Raw genomic sequence first — 18,982 nt, 5'->3', positions numbered from 1 at the left:
CAGCGGGCGCAACAGGCGGAGCCCAGGCGTTTATCCACAGGATAAGCCAGCCTCTTTGCACGTCAGTTGTGGATAACTGCTTTAATATCAAACCGTCAGGCGACAAACGCTGAGTGGATTTCCCGACTTACACGTCGGTTATTTTGTCAGAAATGAATCCGGTTGCGGCTAAATAAACGCGAAGCGGGTGAGTTTATTTCACCATTTCAAAACACATTACGTTTGCGTAATCTGCACCGTTATTTTTTCTGGTCGTCGTCAAAATGGCGAGAGGGAATCAGATTATTCTCTTTATTAACCGGCGTTCTTTTCGACCGGCCTTTGTCCAGCAGGCAGTCGCGGCAACAGGCTATTTGCGGATGGTGGATACGCGCTACCGTCAGCGCCTGATGCACGGTATACAAAGAGCCGATAAAGCGCTTCTCTTCCTCAAATTCCAGTACGTAACAGCCTTTTTTATGCAATACCCAGCCGGCGTCCGGATCGTGACATAAATAAAAATAGTGCGGTTCTAACATAACTTACTCTCGGGCGAGTGATAACCATCGAATAGATAATCGGTGATGTGTCTAAATTAGAGACGCATTCAGTCTACGCCGATGATGACCTGCGGGGCTAATTGATTTAATGACTTTCGGATTAGACCTGAAATGGCCGGACCAGCATGAATAATGTGCCGGTCCGGTTGCTGATTTTATTCGCTGGCGAGCGCGGCGACCGGATCCATTCGTGCGGCTTTGCGCGCGGGCAGATAACCAAATATCATGCCGATAATGGTTGAGCAGGCAAACGCTGCACCAGCCGATTGCCACGAGTAGATGGCGGTCAGCACGCCGCCAGCCAGCAGTGAAATGACCGGACCTATCACCAGAGACAGCGCCACGCCGAGCGATCCGCCCACCAGGCACACCAGCACGGCTTCAATCATAAATTGCTGCATAATGTCGCCGCGTCGCGCACCCACCGCCATGCGCACACCAATCTCGTGGGTGCGTTCGGTCACCGACACCAGCATGATGTTCATTACGCCAATACTGCCGATCATGAGCGCAATCGAAGCCACCAGTAAAATCAGCAGCGTTAGCGTGGCCGCCGCACCTTCTATCGCTTTACGATACTTGTCCCGGTTGAACATCAGGAAATCTTTGGTGCCGTGGCGCGCCGTCAGCAGCTGGGTGAGCGATTCCACCGCCGCGCCGCTCACCACATCGTCTTTAAGTTTGATGCTGATGCTGGTCAGCGCGGTCTGACCGCTGATGCGATACATCACCGTGCTCCACGGCAGCCAGACGCTGAGGCGGTTGGGCGACAGACCATCTTCATTATTGGCCACGCCAATAACCCGCACCGGCACCGATCCCAGCACAATCATTTTGCCAATCGGGCTCGGGCCCTGTTCGCCAAACAACTTATTGCGCGTGTTGATATCAATAATGATTTCCTGGAGTGCGTGCCGCTCATCGCTGAAGTTGCTGCCTTCCACCAGCTTAATGCCCTGAATGCGAAAATAGTCGACGCCCACGCCGGAAACTGAAGTTTTGGAGGCGTTGGCCAGGTAGCGAATGGGCTGCGTGGCGATGATCTCCGGACTGACGGCGGCGACAAACTGCTGGCGCGCAATCACATCGGCATCGGCCATCACCAGGGTTTGTACCGGATGCGCATCGTCCTCGACATAATCGCCCCCGGCATAAATAGAAACCACATTGGTACCCAGTCCGGAAATGCTCTCCAGCGTTTTTTCCCGCGCGCCCTGGCCCAGCGCCACCACGGTGACAACGGCGGCAATGCCAAAGATAATGCCGGTCATAGTCAGTGCGGTGCGCAGGCGGTGGGCGTTCATGGCATTCAGCGCCATGCGCAATGATTCGCGCAGCCGGTCAAGCAGACCGCGGAATCTGCTTTGCCGCTTGCGTGGCGCTGGCGTAAAGCGCGTTTTTGCGGCCGTGGCAGCGCTGCCGCTGTCGGCAAAAATCTCGCCGTCCTGAATTTCGATGATGCGTTCCGCGTGCTGCGCCACTTTCATATCGTGGGTAACGATAATCACCGTGTGACCTTCGCGGTTCAGTTCGCTGAGGATGCGCAGCACTTCTTCACCGGAGTGCGAATCGAGCGCGCCGGTGGGCTCATCGGCGAGGATAATTTCGGCACCGTTGATCAGTGCACGCGCAATACTGACACGCTGCTGCTGGCCGCCTGACAGCTCGCCCGGCTTATGCTGTTCGCGCCCCTGTAATCCGAGCCGTGCCAGCAGTTGTGCGGCGCGCTGACGGCGTGCGTTGCCGGATAAGTTGGCGTAAATCGCCGGTATTTCAACGTTGCTCAGCGCGCTGAGATCCGGCATCAGGTGATAGCGCTGAAAGATGAAGCCGATGTGCTCGCGCCGCACTTGCGCCAGCGCATCAGGCGAGAGCGTGGCGGTATTCTTGCCGCCAATCAGGTAATCACCGCTGTCCGGCGCATCAAGGCAGCCAAGAATGTTCAGCAGCGTGGATTTGCCTGAGCCCGAGGGGCCGATGATCGCCACCATTTCGCCGCTGGCAATCTGCAGATTAATGTTTTTCAGCACCTGCAGGGATTGCGAACCATTGACGTAGCTGCGCTGAATGTTGTGCAGTTCGATGATATTCACATCACCACCTTGTCCGCGCCCGGCTGCTGCGTGGCAAGGATCACTTTTTCCCCTAAGTGCAGCCCGCTCAGCACCTGGATGTCAACGCTGTCGCTGATGCCGGTGGTGATGTAGCGCTTCTCAGGCTGATTATTTTGATCCGCGATTTCGACGTAAGTACGACCATCGCTGGCCTTTTTCGTGGCCTGCACCGGCACCAGCAGCGCGTTTTTCGCCTGGTCACGCAGCAGATTAACCTGCGCCGTCATGGAGATGCGCAGTGCATTATCCGGGTTCGGCACATCAAGCAGGGCGTTGTAATACACCGCCGCGTTCGTGCTGCTCACGGTATTGCTTTCGCTGTTGCCCATCAGCGCATCATCTTTCATCACCGACTCAGGGGCCAGTTCGATGCTGCGCAGCGTGGCGTTGTAACGTTTATCCGGATTGGCGAAAGTGGTAAACCACGCCTGCTGGCCGGGCTGAATATTGGTAATGTCCGCCTCGGAGATTTGCACTTTGATGGTCATGGTGCCGAGCTGCGCCAGTTTGGCGATGGTCGGGGCGCTCTGCACGGCGTTTACGGTCTGGCCCTGCTTCGTGACGATCGCCACCACCGTGCCGTCAATCGGTGCCATGATGCGCGTGTAGCCGAGATCGAGTTGCTTTTTATCCACTTCGATCTGCGCCTGAATCACCCGCGCCTGCTGCGCCGTCAGCTCTGCCTGGGCGATGCGCCACGCTTCGGCGGCGGTATCAAAATCCTGGCGGGAAACGGCGTTGGTTTTAATCATCTGCTGCAGGCGCTGAAACTGCGCCTGCTGGCGTACCAGCGTAGCCTGACGGGTCTGTAAATCCGCCTGCGCTACGCTCAGCGCCGCCTGCGCATTACGCAGATCGCTGCGCTGCGGCTGATCATCGATCTCCGCGATCAACTGGCCCTTGCGCACGTTGTCGCCAGCTTTGATATACAGCTTTTTCACCTGACCGGAGACCTGCGCACCGACGTTAACGCGCTCAATCGCGTCCATTTTGCCGGTAGCGGCAATCACGTTTTCGATGTCGCCCTGGCGCACCGCGGCGGTCATCAGCGGATTGGGTTTACTGCGTGACGCCGAATATGCCCAGAGAACCAGAATCATCACCAGCGCGGTCAGCGCGGCAAACAGCCATTTTTTCGTCATTGTGTGCATCATCGTCCCTTAAATTTAGCGAGAATAATAATCACTAAGCGGGACAAACTGGAGAACAATTCTGCGGAATTTTGTCAGCCGCAGAGGAGTGCGCCATCCCTGGCGCAGGTTGTGGGTTAGCGATACCCCGTCAGTCAATCCGTTCAGAGCAGATTCAGCTGTTGCTTCAGCTGCGCAATCTCCCTGCGCCACTGCTGCTGTTGCGCCGGTTTCTGATGCTTTGCCTTACGCGCTTCGTCCTGCTGCAGCTTTTCTTCCAGCACCAGCAGCGCCTGCAACAGCGCATCTTCATCGCCCGGGCGGTCATCGACGGCGGCAGCGGCAAGCGGGTGATCGACTGGCACATGGGCGGTGGCCAGCCTGGCGGTCACCTGCGGCCAGTCGTGCCACTCGCTCAGCTGCTGCTGTTCAATCAGCCAGAAGCGATTGCAGCTACTGGCGATCAGGCTGCGGTCATGAGACACCAGCAGCACCGCGCCGGCGAACTGCTGCAGCGCCTGCGCCAGCTCCTCTTTGCCTGCCATATCCAGATGGTTGGTCGGTTCATCCAGCAGTAGTAGCGAGTAGCGCGCCAGCGTCAGGCCAACAAACAGCAGGCGCGAGCGCTCACCACCGCTGAGTGAGGCAACCTTCTGCTGATGGCGCAGCCAGGGAAAGCCTGCGCTAATCAGCGCCATTTTGCACTGCTCATCGCTCAGCGCAGCGAAACCGTGTAGCGCCGCGCTTAACGTCTGGTCGTCACGCAACTGTTGCAGGCTCTGGTCGTAATAGCCGACGCGGGCGCGCGGATGAAACAGCGGGTTGTCGCCTTGCTGCCAGCTGTGCCACAGCTGGCGCAGCAGTGAGGATTTGCCGCAGCCGTTGTGGCCGACAATCGCGATGCGATCGCCACTTTTCACCTGCAGCGCGGGCAGGGAAAAAAGGGTCGGCGCCCCGGCAGCAGGCTGAATCGACATCGGCGGCAGCGCCAGCACGCGATCCGCCTGCAGCGCTTCGCCCTGTAACTGCAGCTGCCACGGACTGCCGGCGCTGAGCGTGGTCTGCGCGGCTTTCAGCCAGTCGATGCGCTTCTCCATCTGTTTCGCTTTACGCGCCAGACCTTCGTTGTCATAGGTCCGACCCCAGATCGCCAGCCGTTTTGCGCTGTTCTCAACCCGGGCAATCTCCTGCTGCTGTGCCTGGTGGCGCTGCGCATCGGCTTCATCCTGCTGCGCCAGCGCCTCGCGGGCGGCCGTGCAGGGCAGACGGAAAACATGCAGCGTGCGATCGCGCAGGATTGCGCTGCAGTTGGTGACGCGGTCCAGCAGCGCGCTGTCGTGGGACACCAGCACAAAGCTGCCCTGCCAGCCGATCAGAAAATTCTCCAGCCACAGCAGGGTCGGCAGGTCGAGATGGTTACCCGGTTCGTCCAGCAACAGTAAATCGGGCTGCAGAATCAGCGCGCGCGCCAGCAACAGCCGCATATGCTGTCCGCCGCTCAGCGTCGCCGCAGTTTGTGACTGCTGCGCTGTGCTGAAACCTAGCGTATGCAGCAGCGCCTCAGCACGCCAGCGCTCGCTATTGCGCTGTGCTGCGGGCAGCCGGGCGATCACGCCATCCAGCAATGAGGCCCCGAATAACGTTTCCGGCAGGTGTTGTTCGATGCGCGCCAGCAGACAGTGGCTGGCGGGTGTGACGCTGCCGTGACTGGCGGCCAGTTCACCGCTGAGAATTTTCAGCAGGGTACTTTTACCGCTGCCGTTGTCGCCAATCAGGCCGATGCGGTCGCCTTTTTTCAGGCTGAAATCCAGGGAATGAAAAAGCGGGCCAAAGGCATTGTCGAAGCCGACGGCATGTGCGGAAAGGAGTGTGCTCATCTACTTACTCTTAAGTTGCAGGCGCAAAAAAGCCTGACGTCAGAATTTCGCTGACGACAACCCGGTAAGCCGGAGAGAAGGGATTAAATTGTCAGAACTTCGCTCAGGCGGATTATCGCAGCACGAGTGCGGTAAAACCTGAGCGGGTCCAGTCACCATAGAAGTGTGAGTAAACAAACAGTTCACACGACGGCATAGGGATCCTCCTTAGTTATCAGCAGGTGAATAAGTCAGCCGATAATAGTGGCGGTGTGCGGCTTTTTCCAGCGATTTGTATCGGCGCTGGTATAGTATGGCGTCAAAGCCTGATTGATATCACAGGAGAGTGAATATGCTGATTTATGACGTTTTTGGCCGGCACATTGGCGTTCTGCGTAAGGAGGATGGCTTGCAGGTATTTCGCGCCGACGTGACAGAAAGAAAATTCTCACGAATGGTTGATATCGCTATTCCAGATGATATGCCAGAAGACGAAATTGCAGGCTGGCTGGGTGATATCTTTCATGAAGCTGCAACTGAGCATCATCCTGATGTGAAACGCATCGAATAAAAACCTGATTGTGTTGGGTTGTTTGCCTTTGGCATAAAGCGGACGGTGCACAAGTCCATGTCCGTTATGAGCGAGGAGCAGACATTTAAAAACTGATCTTTGTTAGATTGATTACAGGGAACTAAATGATTAGCATCTGCTCTTTCGGACAAAGAAAATGACTGTTAACGATTCTCTCTTCGCATTCTCTCTCGCAGCATTGTTACTTACCCTGACCCCCGGCCTTGATACGGCACTTATTTTGCGCACTGCTTGTGCAGAGGGCGGCAAAAAGGCTTTTCACGCTGCGCTTGGCATTGATGCTGGCTGTTTTTTATGGGGGGCGTTGGTCGCATTAGGCCTTGGTGCTCTTCTGGCGGTTTCAGAAATGGCTTATACGGTGCTTAAAGTTTGTGGCGCGGTCTACCTGAGCTGGCTGGGTTTACAACTGCTGATACGTCCCCGATCATCTTTCAGTGATGGCGATGATGACAATGGTTCTCAGGGGAACTGGTTTATCAGAGGAATGTTGGGGAATGTGCTAAACCCAAAAATGGGCATTTTCTATGTCTCCTTTTTGCCGCAGTTTATACCTGCCGGTCACTCTCCTTTGATATGGACTTTTATCCTGGTCAGCATCCACGTGGCGATTGGGACTATATGGTCAGTCACACTCATTTTATGCACGCATTTTGCGTCAGCCATTTTGAAGAAAAATCGCGTTGTCCAGATGATGGACAGAGCAACAGGGGGCTTATTTTTATGCTTCGCGGCTAAACTTGCTATGAGCACAAGATAGCCCGCTGGACTGGCTGAAAACGTCCGCTCCTGGCACAAAGCGGACGTTCACAGCAATTCCAGCTGTCCAGAGGCATTTGACACTGACAAGCAGTATGCAGCCAGTGCATTGTGTGCCATGTATTGGAATGCTTAGGTTGAGCATGCTTACCGGCGGCTGTGCAATAAATAATAGGGCGGCTACGGGCCTTTGACGGCGGCGGCCTGCTGCTTATGCCTGGAGAGTGACTGAAACCGTACATGACGGGGAAATAACTGACACCCTGGCCCGAACATGCACTTACCCCGGCAACAGGCTAGCGAATTAAGCGCCGGTTACCGTCGGCTGATGAACTTTCATCGAATCATGCTTGCCTGGATTGCACTCCTGAGTGGTACCAGGGAGATAAAATTCTCCGTCCGCATCAGGATCGGTGCCGCCGGGACATCCCGGCCTGCCGGCAGATCCATCAGTGCTACCTCCATCTGAACCGTTTCCACCGTCAGCGCCGGATTCTCCCGCATAGCCGCCATTTCCTTCCTGACCTCCGGCTCCTCCCTGTCCAGCGCTGACAGAGCAGGCGAACAGTGCCAAAAAGCAGGCCAGAAAATACTTACTCATTGGTTAGCCTCTCGATTCGTAACGGGCAGCTCAGGCTGCCGCGGCGGGTTATACTCACGAAGAGATACACTACCATCCGTTTTATCTCTGCTGACTTAACAGATCATCAACACCTGTTTTTCAATAAAAAGTAAGGCCGTCAATTTACGCAGTGCCTGCTACTGACCTTACTCTTATTAGTGCCAGGGTAATCACTGACGCCCGCGCAGGCGTCACCGGCGCTGCACCCTCTTATCGTGACTGATTAACCCAAATCAGTTGATCGGTTGCGAAGCCCAGTCGCTGGGCATAGGCGAGATAGCGCTGTTTGACTTCAGCCGGAATGGTGGGCTGACGCGACAGAATCCACAGATACCCCCGGTTCGGCCCGGCGACCAGTGCATACTGATAATCTTCATCCAGCGCGATCACGTTATAACCGCCGTAAAAAGGTCCGAAGAACGAGACCTTTAGCGCGGCGACGTCAGGTTTACCTGTGAAGTAAGCTTTGCCTTCGCTCTCGCTCCACGCTTTTTTCTCCGGATCGTAACCGCGATTCAGCACGCTGATACCGCCGTCGCTGCGTTTGCCGTAGGTGGCGGTCACATGATCTTTACCGCGTTCGAAACGGTGATCGAGGCGGGCAATTTCATACCAGGTACCGAGATAGCGATCGGCATTGAAGTGGGTGATGGGCTGCACCCCTTTAGGTGGCGTCGGGGATTTACAGGCGACCAGGGTAACAGACAGTGCCGTGATGGCGACTAACGGCCAGATTTTCATCGCAACTCCTTTATATCTCTCAAAATCCTGTCTGAAGTATAGATAAGGATAGCGAAACCGGCGCGGCGGAAAACCTTACGCCGCGCCGGTCTGTCGATTAACGGCGTTTCTCAACCTCATCTTCTGGCGGAATCACCGGCTCATCGATAGCGATCGATTTGCCGGATTTCAGCAGCTGAATATCCAGAATCACGTAGGTCATAGTGGTAATAAACAGCGAGATGACACTGCCAATCACGCCGCTGGTGGTAAAGGTGAAGTAGTTGTACATCACCACCCAGGTGAGGCAGATAAACATCGCCAGCGCCACGGTAATCGCCGACTGCGAGTAATGCGTGGTGCGCGCCCCCATTTCATTAATCTGCAGACTCAGGTTGCAGCCGCTGTATTTTTCCAGCAGCACGATAGTGTGATCCCAGTTGTGCAGGCGGCGTGCGCTGCCGCGCGCGGCGAACAGAAACAGCAGCGACAGGAACAGACCAGAGAAGGCGATCAGGACCGGTACCGCTTCCAGCGCATAGGCAATGCTTTTATGGCTCGATGCTTGTGCGACCGCGCTCAAATCCAGCGTCAGCGAGCAGCCCAGTGCGCCATACAGGAACACAAACAGCAGCAGATAGAGCGCGTTGCGTTTCCAGTCGAGCTCTGCTTCATGATTTCTCTGTAACCGCGCATCCTGCAACGCCTGTCGCAGGCGCAGTTGTTCGTCAGACGGGGAATCGATACTGGCGATCTCTTCGCCCAGTAAGCGGTGAATAAAAGGCTGATCGGCCTGATCGAGGGTGATGCGCATAAATTTTCCGCTAGCAAAATATTCGTGGCGTCAGTGTAACGTAAAACGAAGCTCACCGGGCGTCCGGTGCAGCGGCTGCGCATTTTGCCGCCGTCAACACGCACCGGGTGAAGGGGGAGCGCAGCAATCCTTCGCATCCACCGATTGGCGATATCTGATTATTCGGGTAACGTGGAATTTCATACTAATACGTCAAAATTTTTCCCGTACCCTACGTAGCAGGAGAGGTCAGTTATGTCCGCCCATTCGCCGCTCATCGGCATCGTCAGCGACGATGTCAGTCATCCGCACAGTATGCACATGCTCAAAGAAGTCACGCGTCAGCTCAGTGCGCGTGATCGGCTGCCGGTACTGCTGTGCGCCACCACGCGCGAGGATCTTCAGGCCGCGCTGCGGAACGCGGCGTCGCTGCCGCTGGGTGGACTGCTGTTCGTGAGCTCGCCGTGTCGGGATGCGCAGGAGATCGCCGCGCACCTGCTGCCGTCGCTGCGCGCGGTGCATCTGTGCCCGAACGACAGCGCGGGCGCTGATGTGGTGGTTGCCGATGCGTATCACGCCGGGCAGCAGCTTGGCGCACTACTGCTGTCGCAGGGCCATCAGCGTTTGGGCGCTATGCAGGTGCAGGCAAGTGACACGCCGCCGCGCCAGGTGCAGGGGTTTATTGCCAGCCTGCAGGCGGAGGACAAGACGCTGCACGCAGCACTGCACGCCGGCGCCCTTCACCGTGAGCAGGCTTATCAGGCGATGATGGCTTATCTGAAGAAAACCCGTGCGGCAGAACGCATTAATGCATTGATGTGCGAATACGACGAGCTGGCCTTTGGCGCACTGCAGGCCGTGCGCGACTTCGGTCAGGGCGCGCATATCGCCGTAGTGGGCTTTGATGATGCTGACGAGGCGCGCGGCTCCACATGGCACCTGAGCAGCTGGGCACCGCGCCGTGATTTACTGGTGACGGAAGCCCTCAACCGGCTGCTGGATCAGCGTCCGGACCACAGCCGCGCCTGGCAGCAGGGTGAGCTGCAGGTGCGCCATTCGCATCACGGCAAATATGTGCCTGGCGAAATGTCGCAGTGCGGCTGCGCCATCCGTCACTGATCGCTGCATGCCTTTCCCCCTGGGCGCCGGGCTGATTTCCACACACTGGCGCTGATCTTTGCCGGATTTTTATATCCGCGCAGGTTTTCTTTACGCCTTTTTTATATTGCCGGCGGTTAAATCAGCGCAGCAGGCGGCACTGTGGCGCGCCTTAACCTCAAAGGGAAATATCATGCCCGGCACTATTCTGGTCACACATAATCAGCATCAGTCTTCCACGCTGGCAGCCATTTACGATCGCCTGATGGCGCGACGCGGTGGCCTCTGGGTCTGCTGGGATGGACAACGTACCGTCGCTGCGCAGGAAGCGGCGCGCACGCTTAGCTTTCAGCAGGGTAATGAATACGACAGGCTGCAGTTTGCGCTGACGCGCGCAGAATACGAAGAGGGCTATCACGGCTACGTCCATCAGGGGTTGTGGCCGGTGTTTCACCAGCGTCCGGACCTGGCACGTTTCACCAGCGCCAGCTTCCAGACCTATCGCCAGCTGAATGCGGCTTATGCTCACGCCATCGCTGAATATGCCATGCCGGACGATGTGATCTGGCTGCAGGATTATCACTTCATCCCAACGGTGAAAATGCTGCGTGATACCGGCTTAACTAACCGCATCGGTTTGTTTTTACATCAGCCGTTTCCGTCCGGTCAGCTGTTCGAAGCGATCCCTGACTGGCGCAGCCTGGCAGAATCGCTGCTGTGCTGTGACCTGATTGGCTTCCAGACCGCGCAGGATATGAATAACTTTCTGCTGTGGCTGGAGAGCGAGTTTCGCGCTGAACGCTTAGGCAGGAACCGTCTGCGCGTGCACGGTCACATTATCACCACTGGCGTGTTTCCGGTCGGGATCGATCTGGCTGAGGTTCAGGCATTACTCGAGAGTAACAGCTGCCAGTATATGGAGCAGCAGAGCCGCGAACATTTGCCGGCCAACACGGTGCTGAGCGGCGGTCATCTCGACGACAGCGCAGGTCTGCCGTATCGCATCAGCGCGCTGGAAGTGCTGCTACGCCATCACCCCGACTATGCGGGCAACATGATGTTATTGCAGCTGGCTTCTGCTGCCAGCGGTCACCCGCACCGGCAGCAGGCAATCAGCCACAATCTGGAAAATCTGTGCGGTGAGGTTAATGGCGTGCACGGTATGCTCAACTGGTATCCGGTCAGCTATCTCAACCACGATTATCGCCGTGAGGAGCTGGCCGGGCTGTATCGCGCGTCGCGGGTGGCGCTGGTGACGCCACTGATGGCGGGCATGAGCCTGATGGCGAAAATGTATGCTGCGCTGCAGGATCCGGCGAATCCCGGCGTGCTGATTCTGTCGCAGTTCGCGGGTGCGGCCGAACAGATGGATGGCGCGCTGATCGTTAATCCTTACGATCCGGATGCAATGGCGGATGCCATCCATACGGCGTTGCGGCTGCCGCTCAGCGACCGTCAGAACCGTCATGCGCGCTTGCTGAATAATCTGCACCGCTATGATTGTCACTGGTGGGCCGACAGCTTCCTCGCCCTGTTAATGGATGAGCCGCAGCCGGAGAGTGTGCAGCTGTCTAGCCGTCACCTGTCGGGCGCAGGCATAAGCGGGCGGTTACGTTATTGATAAGCAGACTGGGGCAGAGCGGGGCTAATGTCGGGTGTTTTTGCCCGTATTATCACGGTTGCGAAAAATATGGGTCACGTTATCGCTACCTTTTAACGCCACCGCTTCGCCCTGAGGCGCACTTTTGCTGTTCTGCACTTCAGCAATCGCATAGCGAAACGCCCGCTGGCGTGCCGGATCAGTTTCTGAGGCCGCCATCGCGCGCAGTTTTTCCAGCAGTGCGAGGGTGGTTACCGGTCCGGCTTGTTTTAACAATTGCAGCACGGCATCGCCCATGACAATGTCGGCCAGTTTTTCATCTTCACTTCTATACATAAAAGCTCTCAGTATCCGCGTTGCGTTTAGCATTGCCTGGTGCAGGTAAACCAAAGCCTAATCAACGACTGATAGTGTCGCTCTTCCTCTGTCGGAAATGTGTGACCTGCTGAGCGAAATTTTTCCCCGACAGCACCCTTAAACTTATACAACAAAAGCGCTTCTGTACAGGCGGGAGTGTCATCCCTTTCACTATTTAGCGCTTTAATGCGCGCTGGCGTTGCAGGTTGCTATTGTACTTAGTAGCATAGGTGGTTCAGGCAAGGACAAGGACAGTCCTCTTCTTCATAAAGCAGGGAAACAGCATGGCCATTTATGTATTGAAGCCCTTCGACCGAAATTTCAAAGGTGACATGATTGCGGACATCAAGCTCTGTCTGGCTGCCCGCGAATTGATTGCCGGACAGTATGAGGCCAGCCTGGGGGGTGGTGTTTATAAAAAACGTATTCCGCTCGGCGCCGGCAAAAGCGGCGGAGCCAGAGCCATTGTCGCGTTCAAATCGCAAAAACACCTGTTTTTTGTGAACGGTTACGCTAAATCGACCACGAAGAGTGGCATTCGTGAGATTAAAGAGGATGAGCTTAATCTCTACAGGCAGGTAGCCAGTCAACTGTTTGCCATGACGACTGAGCAGGAAAGAGCAGCGATAAAGGCGAGAAAAATGCGAGAGGTAATATGCGATGGTTGATCATCTAAAAGATCTGCAGGAAATCGCGCATGATTTTAACCCGCTGGGGGTGATTAGCGATGAGCTTACCGAAAAAATCGATTCACGTGTCAGATTACGTGAGCTGCGTACTTCTCTGCCGGTTTTACAACTGATGTCAGGCGAGGCTATCCGTCAGTTACGTGAGCGTCATGGTCTGAGTCAGGCCATGTTAGCCGCCTATATTGGCCTGTCTCCGGCCACCGTGGTGAAATGGGAGCGCGAGGAGAAAAAGCCAAATGGCGCTGCGCTGCGCCTGCTTAACCTCATTGATAGAAAGGGTCTTGAGGTATTGCGTTAATCATTTTTTGCGGCCACAGCATAACGTGGCCTGACATTGCGTGACACAACGAATTTGTCGTGACGCCGCAGCCAAAATCACGCTGTGACGCCGGGCTGAAGTGATGAAAAACAGGCATAGATCTTTGCCTGTTAGTATCTATCCCGCCGTTACCCGCCCCGGCGCTAATCGCTGCTGCCCAGAATATCCATAAACTCCTGCACTGGCCGGTCGTAGACGTTCATACTGCCGGGACGATCGCTGAGCCAGGCCACAGCCAATTCCCAGCACATATCAACGTCGCTGATGCGGCAATAATGCAGCGTCGTGCTGCGCGCTTTCACTACCTGTTCGGGCAGCAGGGCAATCCCCATATTGCGCTCAACCAGACTCAGCAGGGTTTCCAGATCGCTCACTTCAAACGTCACCTTGCGGCTCAGCCCCTGCAGGGCAAAACTGTTGTCATTCACCTTGCGCGTGCCCTGGCCGGCTTCGAAATCGATAAACGACTGCTGCGCCAGTTGTGCCATGGTGACGTCCGGCTGCATCGCGGTGAATCCGGCATAATCCGCGGCGAACGCTACCACGATTTCATCGCAGGCGATGATGCGCGACGACAGCCGGTCGGAGACTTCCTCCACCGGCATAATCGCCAGATCGATCTGCTGATCGTGCACTTTTGCATTGAGCTTCGCCGATGATCCCTGGCACAGCTTGACGTCAAAATCCGGAAAGCGACGAATAAAGGTTTCCAGTAATTGCGGCAGATCGATAAATGGCGGCACGCTTTGCACCGTGCCAATCGACAGGGTTCCGGTCTTAAGCGCCACGATCGCCGCCACTTCCTGCGACGCTTTTTCGACAAAGGCGCCGATGGTTCTGGCGTAATCAAGAAACACTTTCCCGGCCATGGTCAGGCGCACCTGGCGAGTGGAGCGGATAAAAAGCGGCGTGCCCAGTTCCTCCTCCAGCTGTTTGATCGAGGTGGACAAGGCCGATTGCACAATATGCATACTCTGTGCGGCGCGGGTGAAATTTTCATGTTCCGCCACGGCGATGAAGTGCCGCATCTGGCGCAATTCCATCAGTTATCTCCATAAAAGATGAATTCAATCACAATAATGAATTTTACAGATTAACCATACGCGGTAAAAATTTGTCCGGCAATCGCCTGTTCGCCGCGCGGTTTTGCAGGAAGGCAGGGTACGTCTTCTGCCCACCAGCACGGCGGCATTTAATGAGAGGAATCTGTTATGAGTTATGTTGCATCGCCAGCGCGTTATCAGACCAACATGCAGTACCGTAAAACCGGCAAAAGTGGCCTGGTGCTGCCGCTGATCTCGCTGGGGCTATGGCAGAATTTTGGCGGCGTTGACGTGTTTGAGACCGGCAGAGCGATCCTGCGCCACGCGTTTGATAACGGCATTACCCATTTCGACCTGGCGAATAACTACGGTCCGCCAGCGGGATCGGCTGAAGAGAATTTTGGTCGCTGGCTGGCGCAGGATTTTTCCCCGTATCGTGATGAACTGATTATCTCCAGCAAAGCCGGCTGGGACATGTGGCCGGGTCCGTATGGTGGCCCGACCGGCACTCGCAAGCATCTGATTGCCAGCTGTGATAACAGCCTGCGCCGCATGGGGCTGGATTATGTCGATATCTTCTACAGCCATCGCGTTGATCCGAATACACCACTGGAAGAAACCATGGGCGCGCTGGTACAGCTGCATCGTCAGGGCAAGGCGCTGTACGTCGGCATCTCTTCCCATTCGCCAGAGCTGACGCGTCAGGCCGCTGCGATTCTGGCCGATGAGAAAGTGCCGCTGTTTATTCATCAGCCCAATTACTCGATGCTAAACCGCACTATTGAGCACGGGCTGCTCGATACGCTGGCGGAGCTCGGCAGCGGTTGCATTGCTTTTTCACCGCTGGCACAGGGCATGCTGACCAGTAAATACCTCAACGGCGTACCGCAGGGCGCACGCGCCGGCGGCAGCGATCCGCGCCTTTCTGCCATGCTCAGCGAAGAGAACCTGGCAAAAATTCGTGCGCTTAACGCGATTGCTGAAGCGCGCGGTCAGACGCTGGCGCAGATGGCGATCGCCTGGGCGCTGCGTGATGAGCGGGTCACTTCTGCGCTGATTGGTGCCCGCACGGTTGATCAGTTAAGCGATTCCCTGCGCGCGCTGGACAACCTGACCTTTACGGCACAGGAGCTGGCGGACATTGATCGCTACGCCACCGAAGGCGGAGTGGATATGTGGCGCGTCTCTTCTCAACTTAAATAATGCCCGGCGCCGCGCAACGCGGCGCGTTTTATCGCTGCGCCTGCTGTAACCGCACGGCGCGGCGAAATGCATTGGGTGACTGACCCGTTTCACGCTTAAAAGCATGGCTGAAGGCGCTCTCTGAGGCGTAACCCAGCGTCTGCGCTACCACGGCCACCGCCTCATTTTCCTCCTGCAACGCACGCTCTGCCAGCCGCATGCGCCACGCCGTCAGATAGGCTATCGGCGTGATGCCGACCACCTGGCGAAAATACTGGGCAAAACGGGTGCGCGACATGGCACAGGCACGCGCCAGTTCGTCCAGATGCCAGTTGCGCGCAGGATCGCCATGCAGCCGCTGTAACGCCGGTGCCAATCGCGCATCGTTCAGCGCCCGCAGCCAGCTGGCGGGCAGTGCGCTGCTGGTTTGCAAATGCGCCCGCAGAATCTGGATGAACAGCAGTTGTGCCAGCTGGGCCGTTGCCAGCTGCGATCCCGGCTGGACATGCTGGCCTTCCTGCACCAGTTGATCCAGCACCCAGCGGAATGACGCCGCCTGCGGTGACGCCGCCGGTACCTGAATCCAGGGAGGTAATACGTGGGTCAGTAAACGACCACTGGCAGGATCAAGCAGTACATGGCCACCGATATGGACAAAATCATCACCGCTGCCAATCGGCGCATGGCCTTTTCCTGCGCCATAAAACACGCTCATGGCGTCAACCGGCGGTTCGTCCGGATGGCTGGCCAGCACGAAGGCGCGTTTAGCGCTCAGCAAGCCGACGTCGCCGGTGGCAAAGTGGAACGGTTCAGGTTCGCCTTCCAGTATGACCCAGCAACTGCCTTTGATAATGGCCAAGAATTTAATTTTATCTGGCGCAGGGAAACGCAGCGCCCAGCGTCCGCCCGCGGTAAAACCGCCGGTCAGCAATGATTCAGCGCGAACGAATCGCAGAATGTCGGAAAAGGGATCAAGGCTCATTTCTGTACTATCACGCAAGTAAACTGCATTTACAAGCATTCAAAATCCACCCTCCGCCGCTTAACGTAGAGCGCGTCGAATGAACGATGATTGTGATGAGGAAGAAAAATGAGTAATGAAAAGGTTCTGGTTACCGGCGGCAGCGGGTTTATCGCCCAGTACTGCATTATTGCGCTGCTGCAGCAGGGCTATCAGGTGCGAACCACCTTACGTGATGCCGAACGTGAAGCTGAAGTCAGGGCGCATCTGTTGCAGGCCGGGGTGGCCGCAGACGAGGCGCTGCAATTTGTCGTTGCCGATTTAACGGCAGACGCGGGCTGGGAAGACGCGGTGGCAGGCTGTCGCTTCGTGCTGCATGGCGCTTCACCCACCCCAACCGGCAGCCAGGTAAGCGAAGCTGACTGGGTGAATCCGGCGATTGAAGGAAATCTGCGCGTATTGCGCGCCGCGCGCGATGCAGGCGTTAAACGTGTGGTGCTGACCTCGGCGTTCGGCGCGGTCGGTATCGGACATCCAGCGGACTATCCGCGCCCCTTTACCGAGCGCGACTGGAGTGATGTCAGCGGCGATGTGTGGCCGTATCAGAAATCGAAAACCCTGGCGGAACGCGCTGCCTGGCAGTTTATCGCTGAGCAGGGTAACGGTCTGGAACTGGCCACGGTGAACCCGGTGTCGGTGCTGGGACCGGTGCTGGGTGCCGACTATTCACATTCGATTCGCATTGTGAAGGAGCTACTGGAGGGGCAGCCAGGCTGTCCTGACATCAACTCATGTTTTGTTGACGTGCGTGACGTGGCCAGTCTGCACGTGCTGGCGATGACCCACGCCGCCGCGCAGGGGCAGCGCTTCCTCGCCAGTTCGGGGCACAGCCTGCCGCTTATTGAGGTGGCGCGCACGCTCAAAACCCATCTGGCAGCAGAAGCAGAGAAGGTTTCGCTGCAGCCAATGAGTGACGCCATGGTGCGAGCGGCGGCAGCGCAAAATCCGCTGATGACGGGAATGGTAAAACTGCTGGGCGTTGATATGAACGTCAGCGCCGCTAAAGCTGGCTGGCTGCTGAACTGGCACCCGCGCAGTCCGCAGGAGGCCATTCTTGCCACCGCGCGCAGCCTGATTGCGCTGGGGCTGGTAGCAAACCACTAGTCTGACTGCGGCATTTATCATCACCCTGGTGACGCGCAGATGCTATATAAATGATAACAATTATCATATATAGCGATTGATGAGGATATCATGCCGTCTCCACAGGTGATAAACGCCGACTGCTGTATCGTCGGCGGCGGTCCGGCCGGCTTAATGCTGGCCTATTTACTGACGCGCGCCGGCCTGAGCGCGGTCGTGATTGAGAAGCACGCCGATTTTCTGCGCGATTTTCGCGGCGACACCATTCATCCCTCAACCCTGGAGATCATGCACCAGCTGGGTCTGCTCGACGCGCTGCTGGCGCTGCCGCATCAGCGCGCGGAAAAGTTACAGGCGGAAGTGGGCGGGCAGGAGATCACCATGGCCGATTTCTCCCGTCTGCCTTTGCGCTGCCGTTTTATCGCCTTCATGCCGCAGTGGGATTTCCTCACTTTCCTCGCCGCCCAGGCGGCGCACTATCCCGGTTTCACGCTGCTGCAATCCACCGGTTTTGACGATTTTCTTTATCAGGATGGCGTAATCGCAGGCGTGAAAACGTTACAAGGTCACGAAATTCACGCGCCGCTGGTGATAGGCGCTGATGGCCGTCGCTCGGCGGTGCGGCAGAAAGCCGGGCTGGTGGGTAAAAGCTTCGGTGCTCCACGCGATGTGGTGTGGTTCCGGCTGGATAAACAGCCGGACGACCCCGTGCTGGGGATGGGCCACAAGGGGCCGAAGCAAAACTTCATTGTCATTGACCGCGGCGAATACTGGCAGTGTGGATTCACCATTCAGAAAGGCGAATTCGAGGCGCTGAAGCAGGCCGGGCTCGACGCGCTGAAAAACCGCATGGCAGAGGTTGCGCCGTTCAGCGTGGCGCGCATGGCGCAGCTGCAGGAGTGGCAGCAGCTGAGTCTGTTATCCATCCGTATCGATCGGCTGGACAAATGGATGAAGCCCGGCGTGCTGTGCATTGGCGATGCCGCACATGCGATGTCACCGATTGGCGGCGTGGGCGTGAACCTGGCGATTCAGGACGCGGTGGCCAGCGCCAATTATCTGACGCGGCCGTTGCAAAACGGCACGCTCACGCTGCGCGATTTGGAGAACGTGCAGCGGCGGCGGCAGTTTCCGACGGTGGCGACGCAATTCCTGCAGATCAAGATGAGCAGCGGCAAGCGCCCGCGCACCACGCCCAGTAAGGTTCCGCAGCTCATCAGCCGCTATCCGTTTTTACGCCATCTGTTTGGCCGATTGATTGGCATGGGTTTCCGCCCGGAACGGCCAAGTCTCGCCGGAGAAAAAACGTAGCCGGGTAATTATTGCAATTGCGATGCTTTTGTAACATTAAATTAACTTTTGCGGCGAGCTATCATTAAAAAAATTGCTTAATCAGGGAGGGGGTTTAATCACTTTGTGCCTTATTTGTCGGCTGATATAACCTGAACGTCAACGCGATCTCAACGAA

At 56.6% G+C, this 18,982-nt stretch carries 19 protein-coding genes; 9 read left to right on the top strand and 10 right to left on the bottom strand.

Translation table 11 applies throughout. The features are described 5' to 3' along the window. Nucleotides 1–239 precede the first annotated feature (239 nt). From C1Y42_RS10495 to C1Y42_RS10480, 4 genes are all read right to left on the bottom strand, one after another. Entirely contained in the window at nt 240–518 is a 279-nt protein-coding gene (locus C1Y42_RS10495; protein ID WP_104093379.1) for a hypothetical protein, read from the bottom strand. A 176-nt stretch (nt 519–694) separates the two neighbouring features. Continuing rightward, nucleotides 695–2,632 carry a MacB family efflux pump subunit gene (locus tag C1Y42_RS10490; protein WP_104093378.1) on the bottom strand — a complete coding sequence of 646 codons (1,938 nt, stop codon included), beginning with the start codon at nt 2,630–2,632 and terminating at the stop codon, nt 695–697. After that, nucleotides 2,629–3,804: an efflux RND transporter periplasmic adaptor subunit gene (locus C1Y42_RS10485; protein WP_104093377.1), complete on the bottom strand. Its 1,176-nt coding sequence runs from the start codon at nt 3,802–3,804 to the stop codon at nt 2,629–2,631. Before C1Y42_RS10485 ends, C1Y42_RS10490 begins: the two co-directional genes overlap by 4 nt. A 143-nt stretch (nt 3,805–3,947) precedes the next feature. Then, nucleotides 3,948–5,660: an ABC-F family ATP-binding cassette domain-containing protein gene (locus C1Y42_RS10480; protein WP_104093376.1), complete on the bottom strand. Its 1,713-nt coding sequence runs from the start codon at nt 5,658–5,660 to the stop codon at nt 3,948–3,950. Nucleotides 5,661–5,991: 331 nt separating this feature from the next. On the opposite strand from C1Y42_RS10480, the gene C1Y42_RS10475 reads away from it, so the two are divergent. Then, nucleotides 5,992–6,210: a hypothetical protein gene (locus tag C1Y42_RS10475; protein ID WP_104093375.1), complete on the top strand. Its 219-nt coding sequence runs from the start codon at nt 5,992–5,994 to the stop codon at nt 6,208–6,210. Between the two features lie 157 nt (nt 6,211–6,367). Next, nucleotides 6,368–6,988 (top strand): LysE family translocator, encoded by a 621-nt coding sequence (locus C1Y42_RS10470; RefSeq protein ID WP_104093374.1) that lies wholly within the window; start codon nt 6,368–6,370, stop codon nt 6,986–6,988. A gap of 303 nt (nt 6,989–7,291) precedes the next feature. Here C1Y42_RS10470 and C1Y42_RS10465 read toward each other — a convergent pair whose 3' ends face one another. From C1Y42_RS10465 to C1Y42_RS10455, 3 genes are all read right to left on the bottom strand, one after another. Next, nucleotides 7,292–7,588: a hypothetical protein gene (locus C1Y42_RS10465; protein WP_104093373.1), complete on the bottom strand. Its 297-nt coding sequence runs from the start codon at nt 7,586–7,588 to the stop codon at nt 7,292–7,294. Nucleotides 7,589–7,819: 231 nt separating this feature from the next. Beyond that, a complete protein-coding gene (gene blc / locus C1Y42_RS10460; RefSeq protein ID WP_021508986.1) occupies nt 7,820–8,350 on the bottom strand; it encodes an outer membrane lipoprotein Blc in 531 nt (176 codons plus the stop codon). 97 nt (nt 8,351–8,447) lie between these two features. Then, the gene (locus tag C1Y42_RS10455) at nt 8,448–9,143 is read right to left on the bottom strand and encodes a hypothetical protein (RefSeq protein WP_104093372.1); all 696 of its coding nucleotides are present in this window, start codon (nt 9,141–9,143) and stop codon (nt 8,448–8,450) included. A gap of 234 nt (nt 9,144–9,377) precedes the next feature. Here C1Y42_RS10455 and C1Y42_RS10450 point away from each other — a divergent pair, with 234 nt between their 5' ends. Beyond that, nucleotides 9,378–10,241: a substrate-binding domain-containing protein gene (locus C1Y42_RS10450; RefSeq protein WP_104093371.1), complete on the top strand. Its 864-nt coding sequence runs from the start codon at nt 9,378–9,380 to the stop codon at nt 10,239–10,241. A 172-nt stretch (nt 10,242–10,413) separates the two neighbouring features. Next, nucleotides 10,414–11,841, top strand: a complete 1,428-nt coding sequence (locus C1Y42_RS10445; RefSeq protein WP_104093628.1) for a trehalose-6-phosphate synthase — start codon at nt 10,414–10,416, stop codon at nt 11,839–11,841. A 24-nt stretch (nt 11,842–11,865) separates the two neighbouring features. On the opposite strand, the gene C1Y42_RS10440 is transcribed toward C1Y42_RS10445, so the two are convergent. Further along, a complete protein-coding gene (locus C1Y42_RS10440; protein WP_021508990.1) occupies nt 11,866–12,156 on the bottom strand; it encodes a hypothetical protein in 291 nt (96 codons plus the stop codon). A 305-nt stretch (nt 12,157–12,461) separates the two neighbouring features. On the opposite strand from C1Y42_RS10440, the gene C1Y42_RS10435 reads away from it, so the two are divergent. Both C1Y42_RS10435 and C1Y42_RS10430 read left to right on the top strand, forming a co-directional pair. Further along, nucleotides 12,462–12,845 (top strand): type II toxin-antitoxin system RelE/ParE family toxin, encoded by a 384-nt coding sequence (locus tag C1Y42_RS10435; protein WP_021508991.1) that lies wholly within the window; start codon nt 12,462–12,464, stop codon nt 12,843–12,845. Then, complete coding sequence (locus tag C1Y42_RS10430; RefSeq protein WP_021508992.1) at nt 12,838–13,164, top strand: DNA-binding transcriptional regulator; 327 nt, start codon at nt 12,838–12,840, stop codon at nt 13,162–13,164. Before C1Y42_RS10435 ends, C1Y42_RS10430 begins: the two co-directional genes overlap by 8 nt. Before the next feature lie 164 nt (nt 13,165–13,328). On the opposite strand, the gene C1Y42_RS10425 is transcribed toward C1Y42_RS10430, so the two are convergent. After that, a complete protein-coding gene (locus C1Y42_RS10425) occupies nt 13,329–14,228 on the bottom strand; it encodes a LysR family transcriptional regulator (RefSeq protein ID WP_104093370.1) in 900 nt (299 codons plus the stop codon). A gap of 168 nt (nt 14,229–14,396) precedes the next feature. Between C1Y42_RS10425 and mgrA the strand changes: the two genes are divergently transcribed. Next, complete coding sequence (mgrA, locus tag C1Y42_RS10420) at nt 14,397–15,431, top strand: L-glyceraldehyde 3-phosphate reductase (protein WP_104093369.1); 1,035 nt, start codon at nt 14,397–14,399, stop codon at nt 15,429–15,431. Nucleotides 15,432–15,459: 28 nt separating this feature from the next. Here the strand turns inward: mgrA and C1Y42_RS10415 are convergent, their stop codons facing one another. After that, on the bottom strand, nt 15,460–16,392 hold the full coding sequence (locus tag C1Y42_RS10415; RefSeq protein ID WP_233210706.1) for an AraC family transcriptional regulator: 933 nt from the start codon (nt 16,390–16,392) through the stop codon (nt 15,460–15,462). Nucleotides 16,393–16,500: 108 nt separating this feature from the next. Between C1Y42_RS10415 and C1Y42_RS10410 the strand changes: the two genes are divergently transcribed. Then, nucleotides 16,501–17,535: an aldehyde reductase gene (locus C1Y42_RS10410; protein WP_021508996.1), complete on the top strand. Its 1,035-nt coding sequence runs from the start codon at nt 16,501–16,503 to the stop codon at nt 17,533–17,535. A gap of 90 nt (nt 17,536–17,625) precedes the next feature. Continuing rightward, nucleotides 17,626–18,825 (top strand): FAD-dependent oxidoreductase, encoded by a 1,200-nt coding sequence (locus tag C1Y42_RS10405; protein WP_104093367.1) that lies wholly within the window; start codon nt 17,626–17,628, stop codon nt 18,823–18,825. The last annotated feature ends 157 nt before the right edge of the window (nt 18,826–18,982 follow it).

The sequence above is a fragment of the Pantoea sp. ICBG 985 genome, assembly GCF_002928365.1.
Classification (GTDB): domain Bacteria; phylum Pseudomonadota; class Gammaproteobacteria; order Enterobacterales; family Enterobacteriaceae; genus Pantoea; species Pantoea dispersa.
The sequence above is the reverse complement of the archived record's forward strand: the minus strand, read 5'-3'. Positions and strand labels throughout refer to the sequence as shown.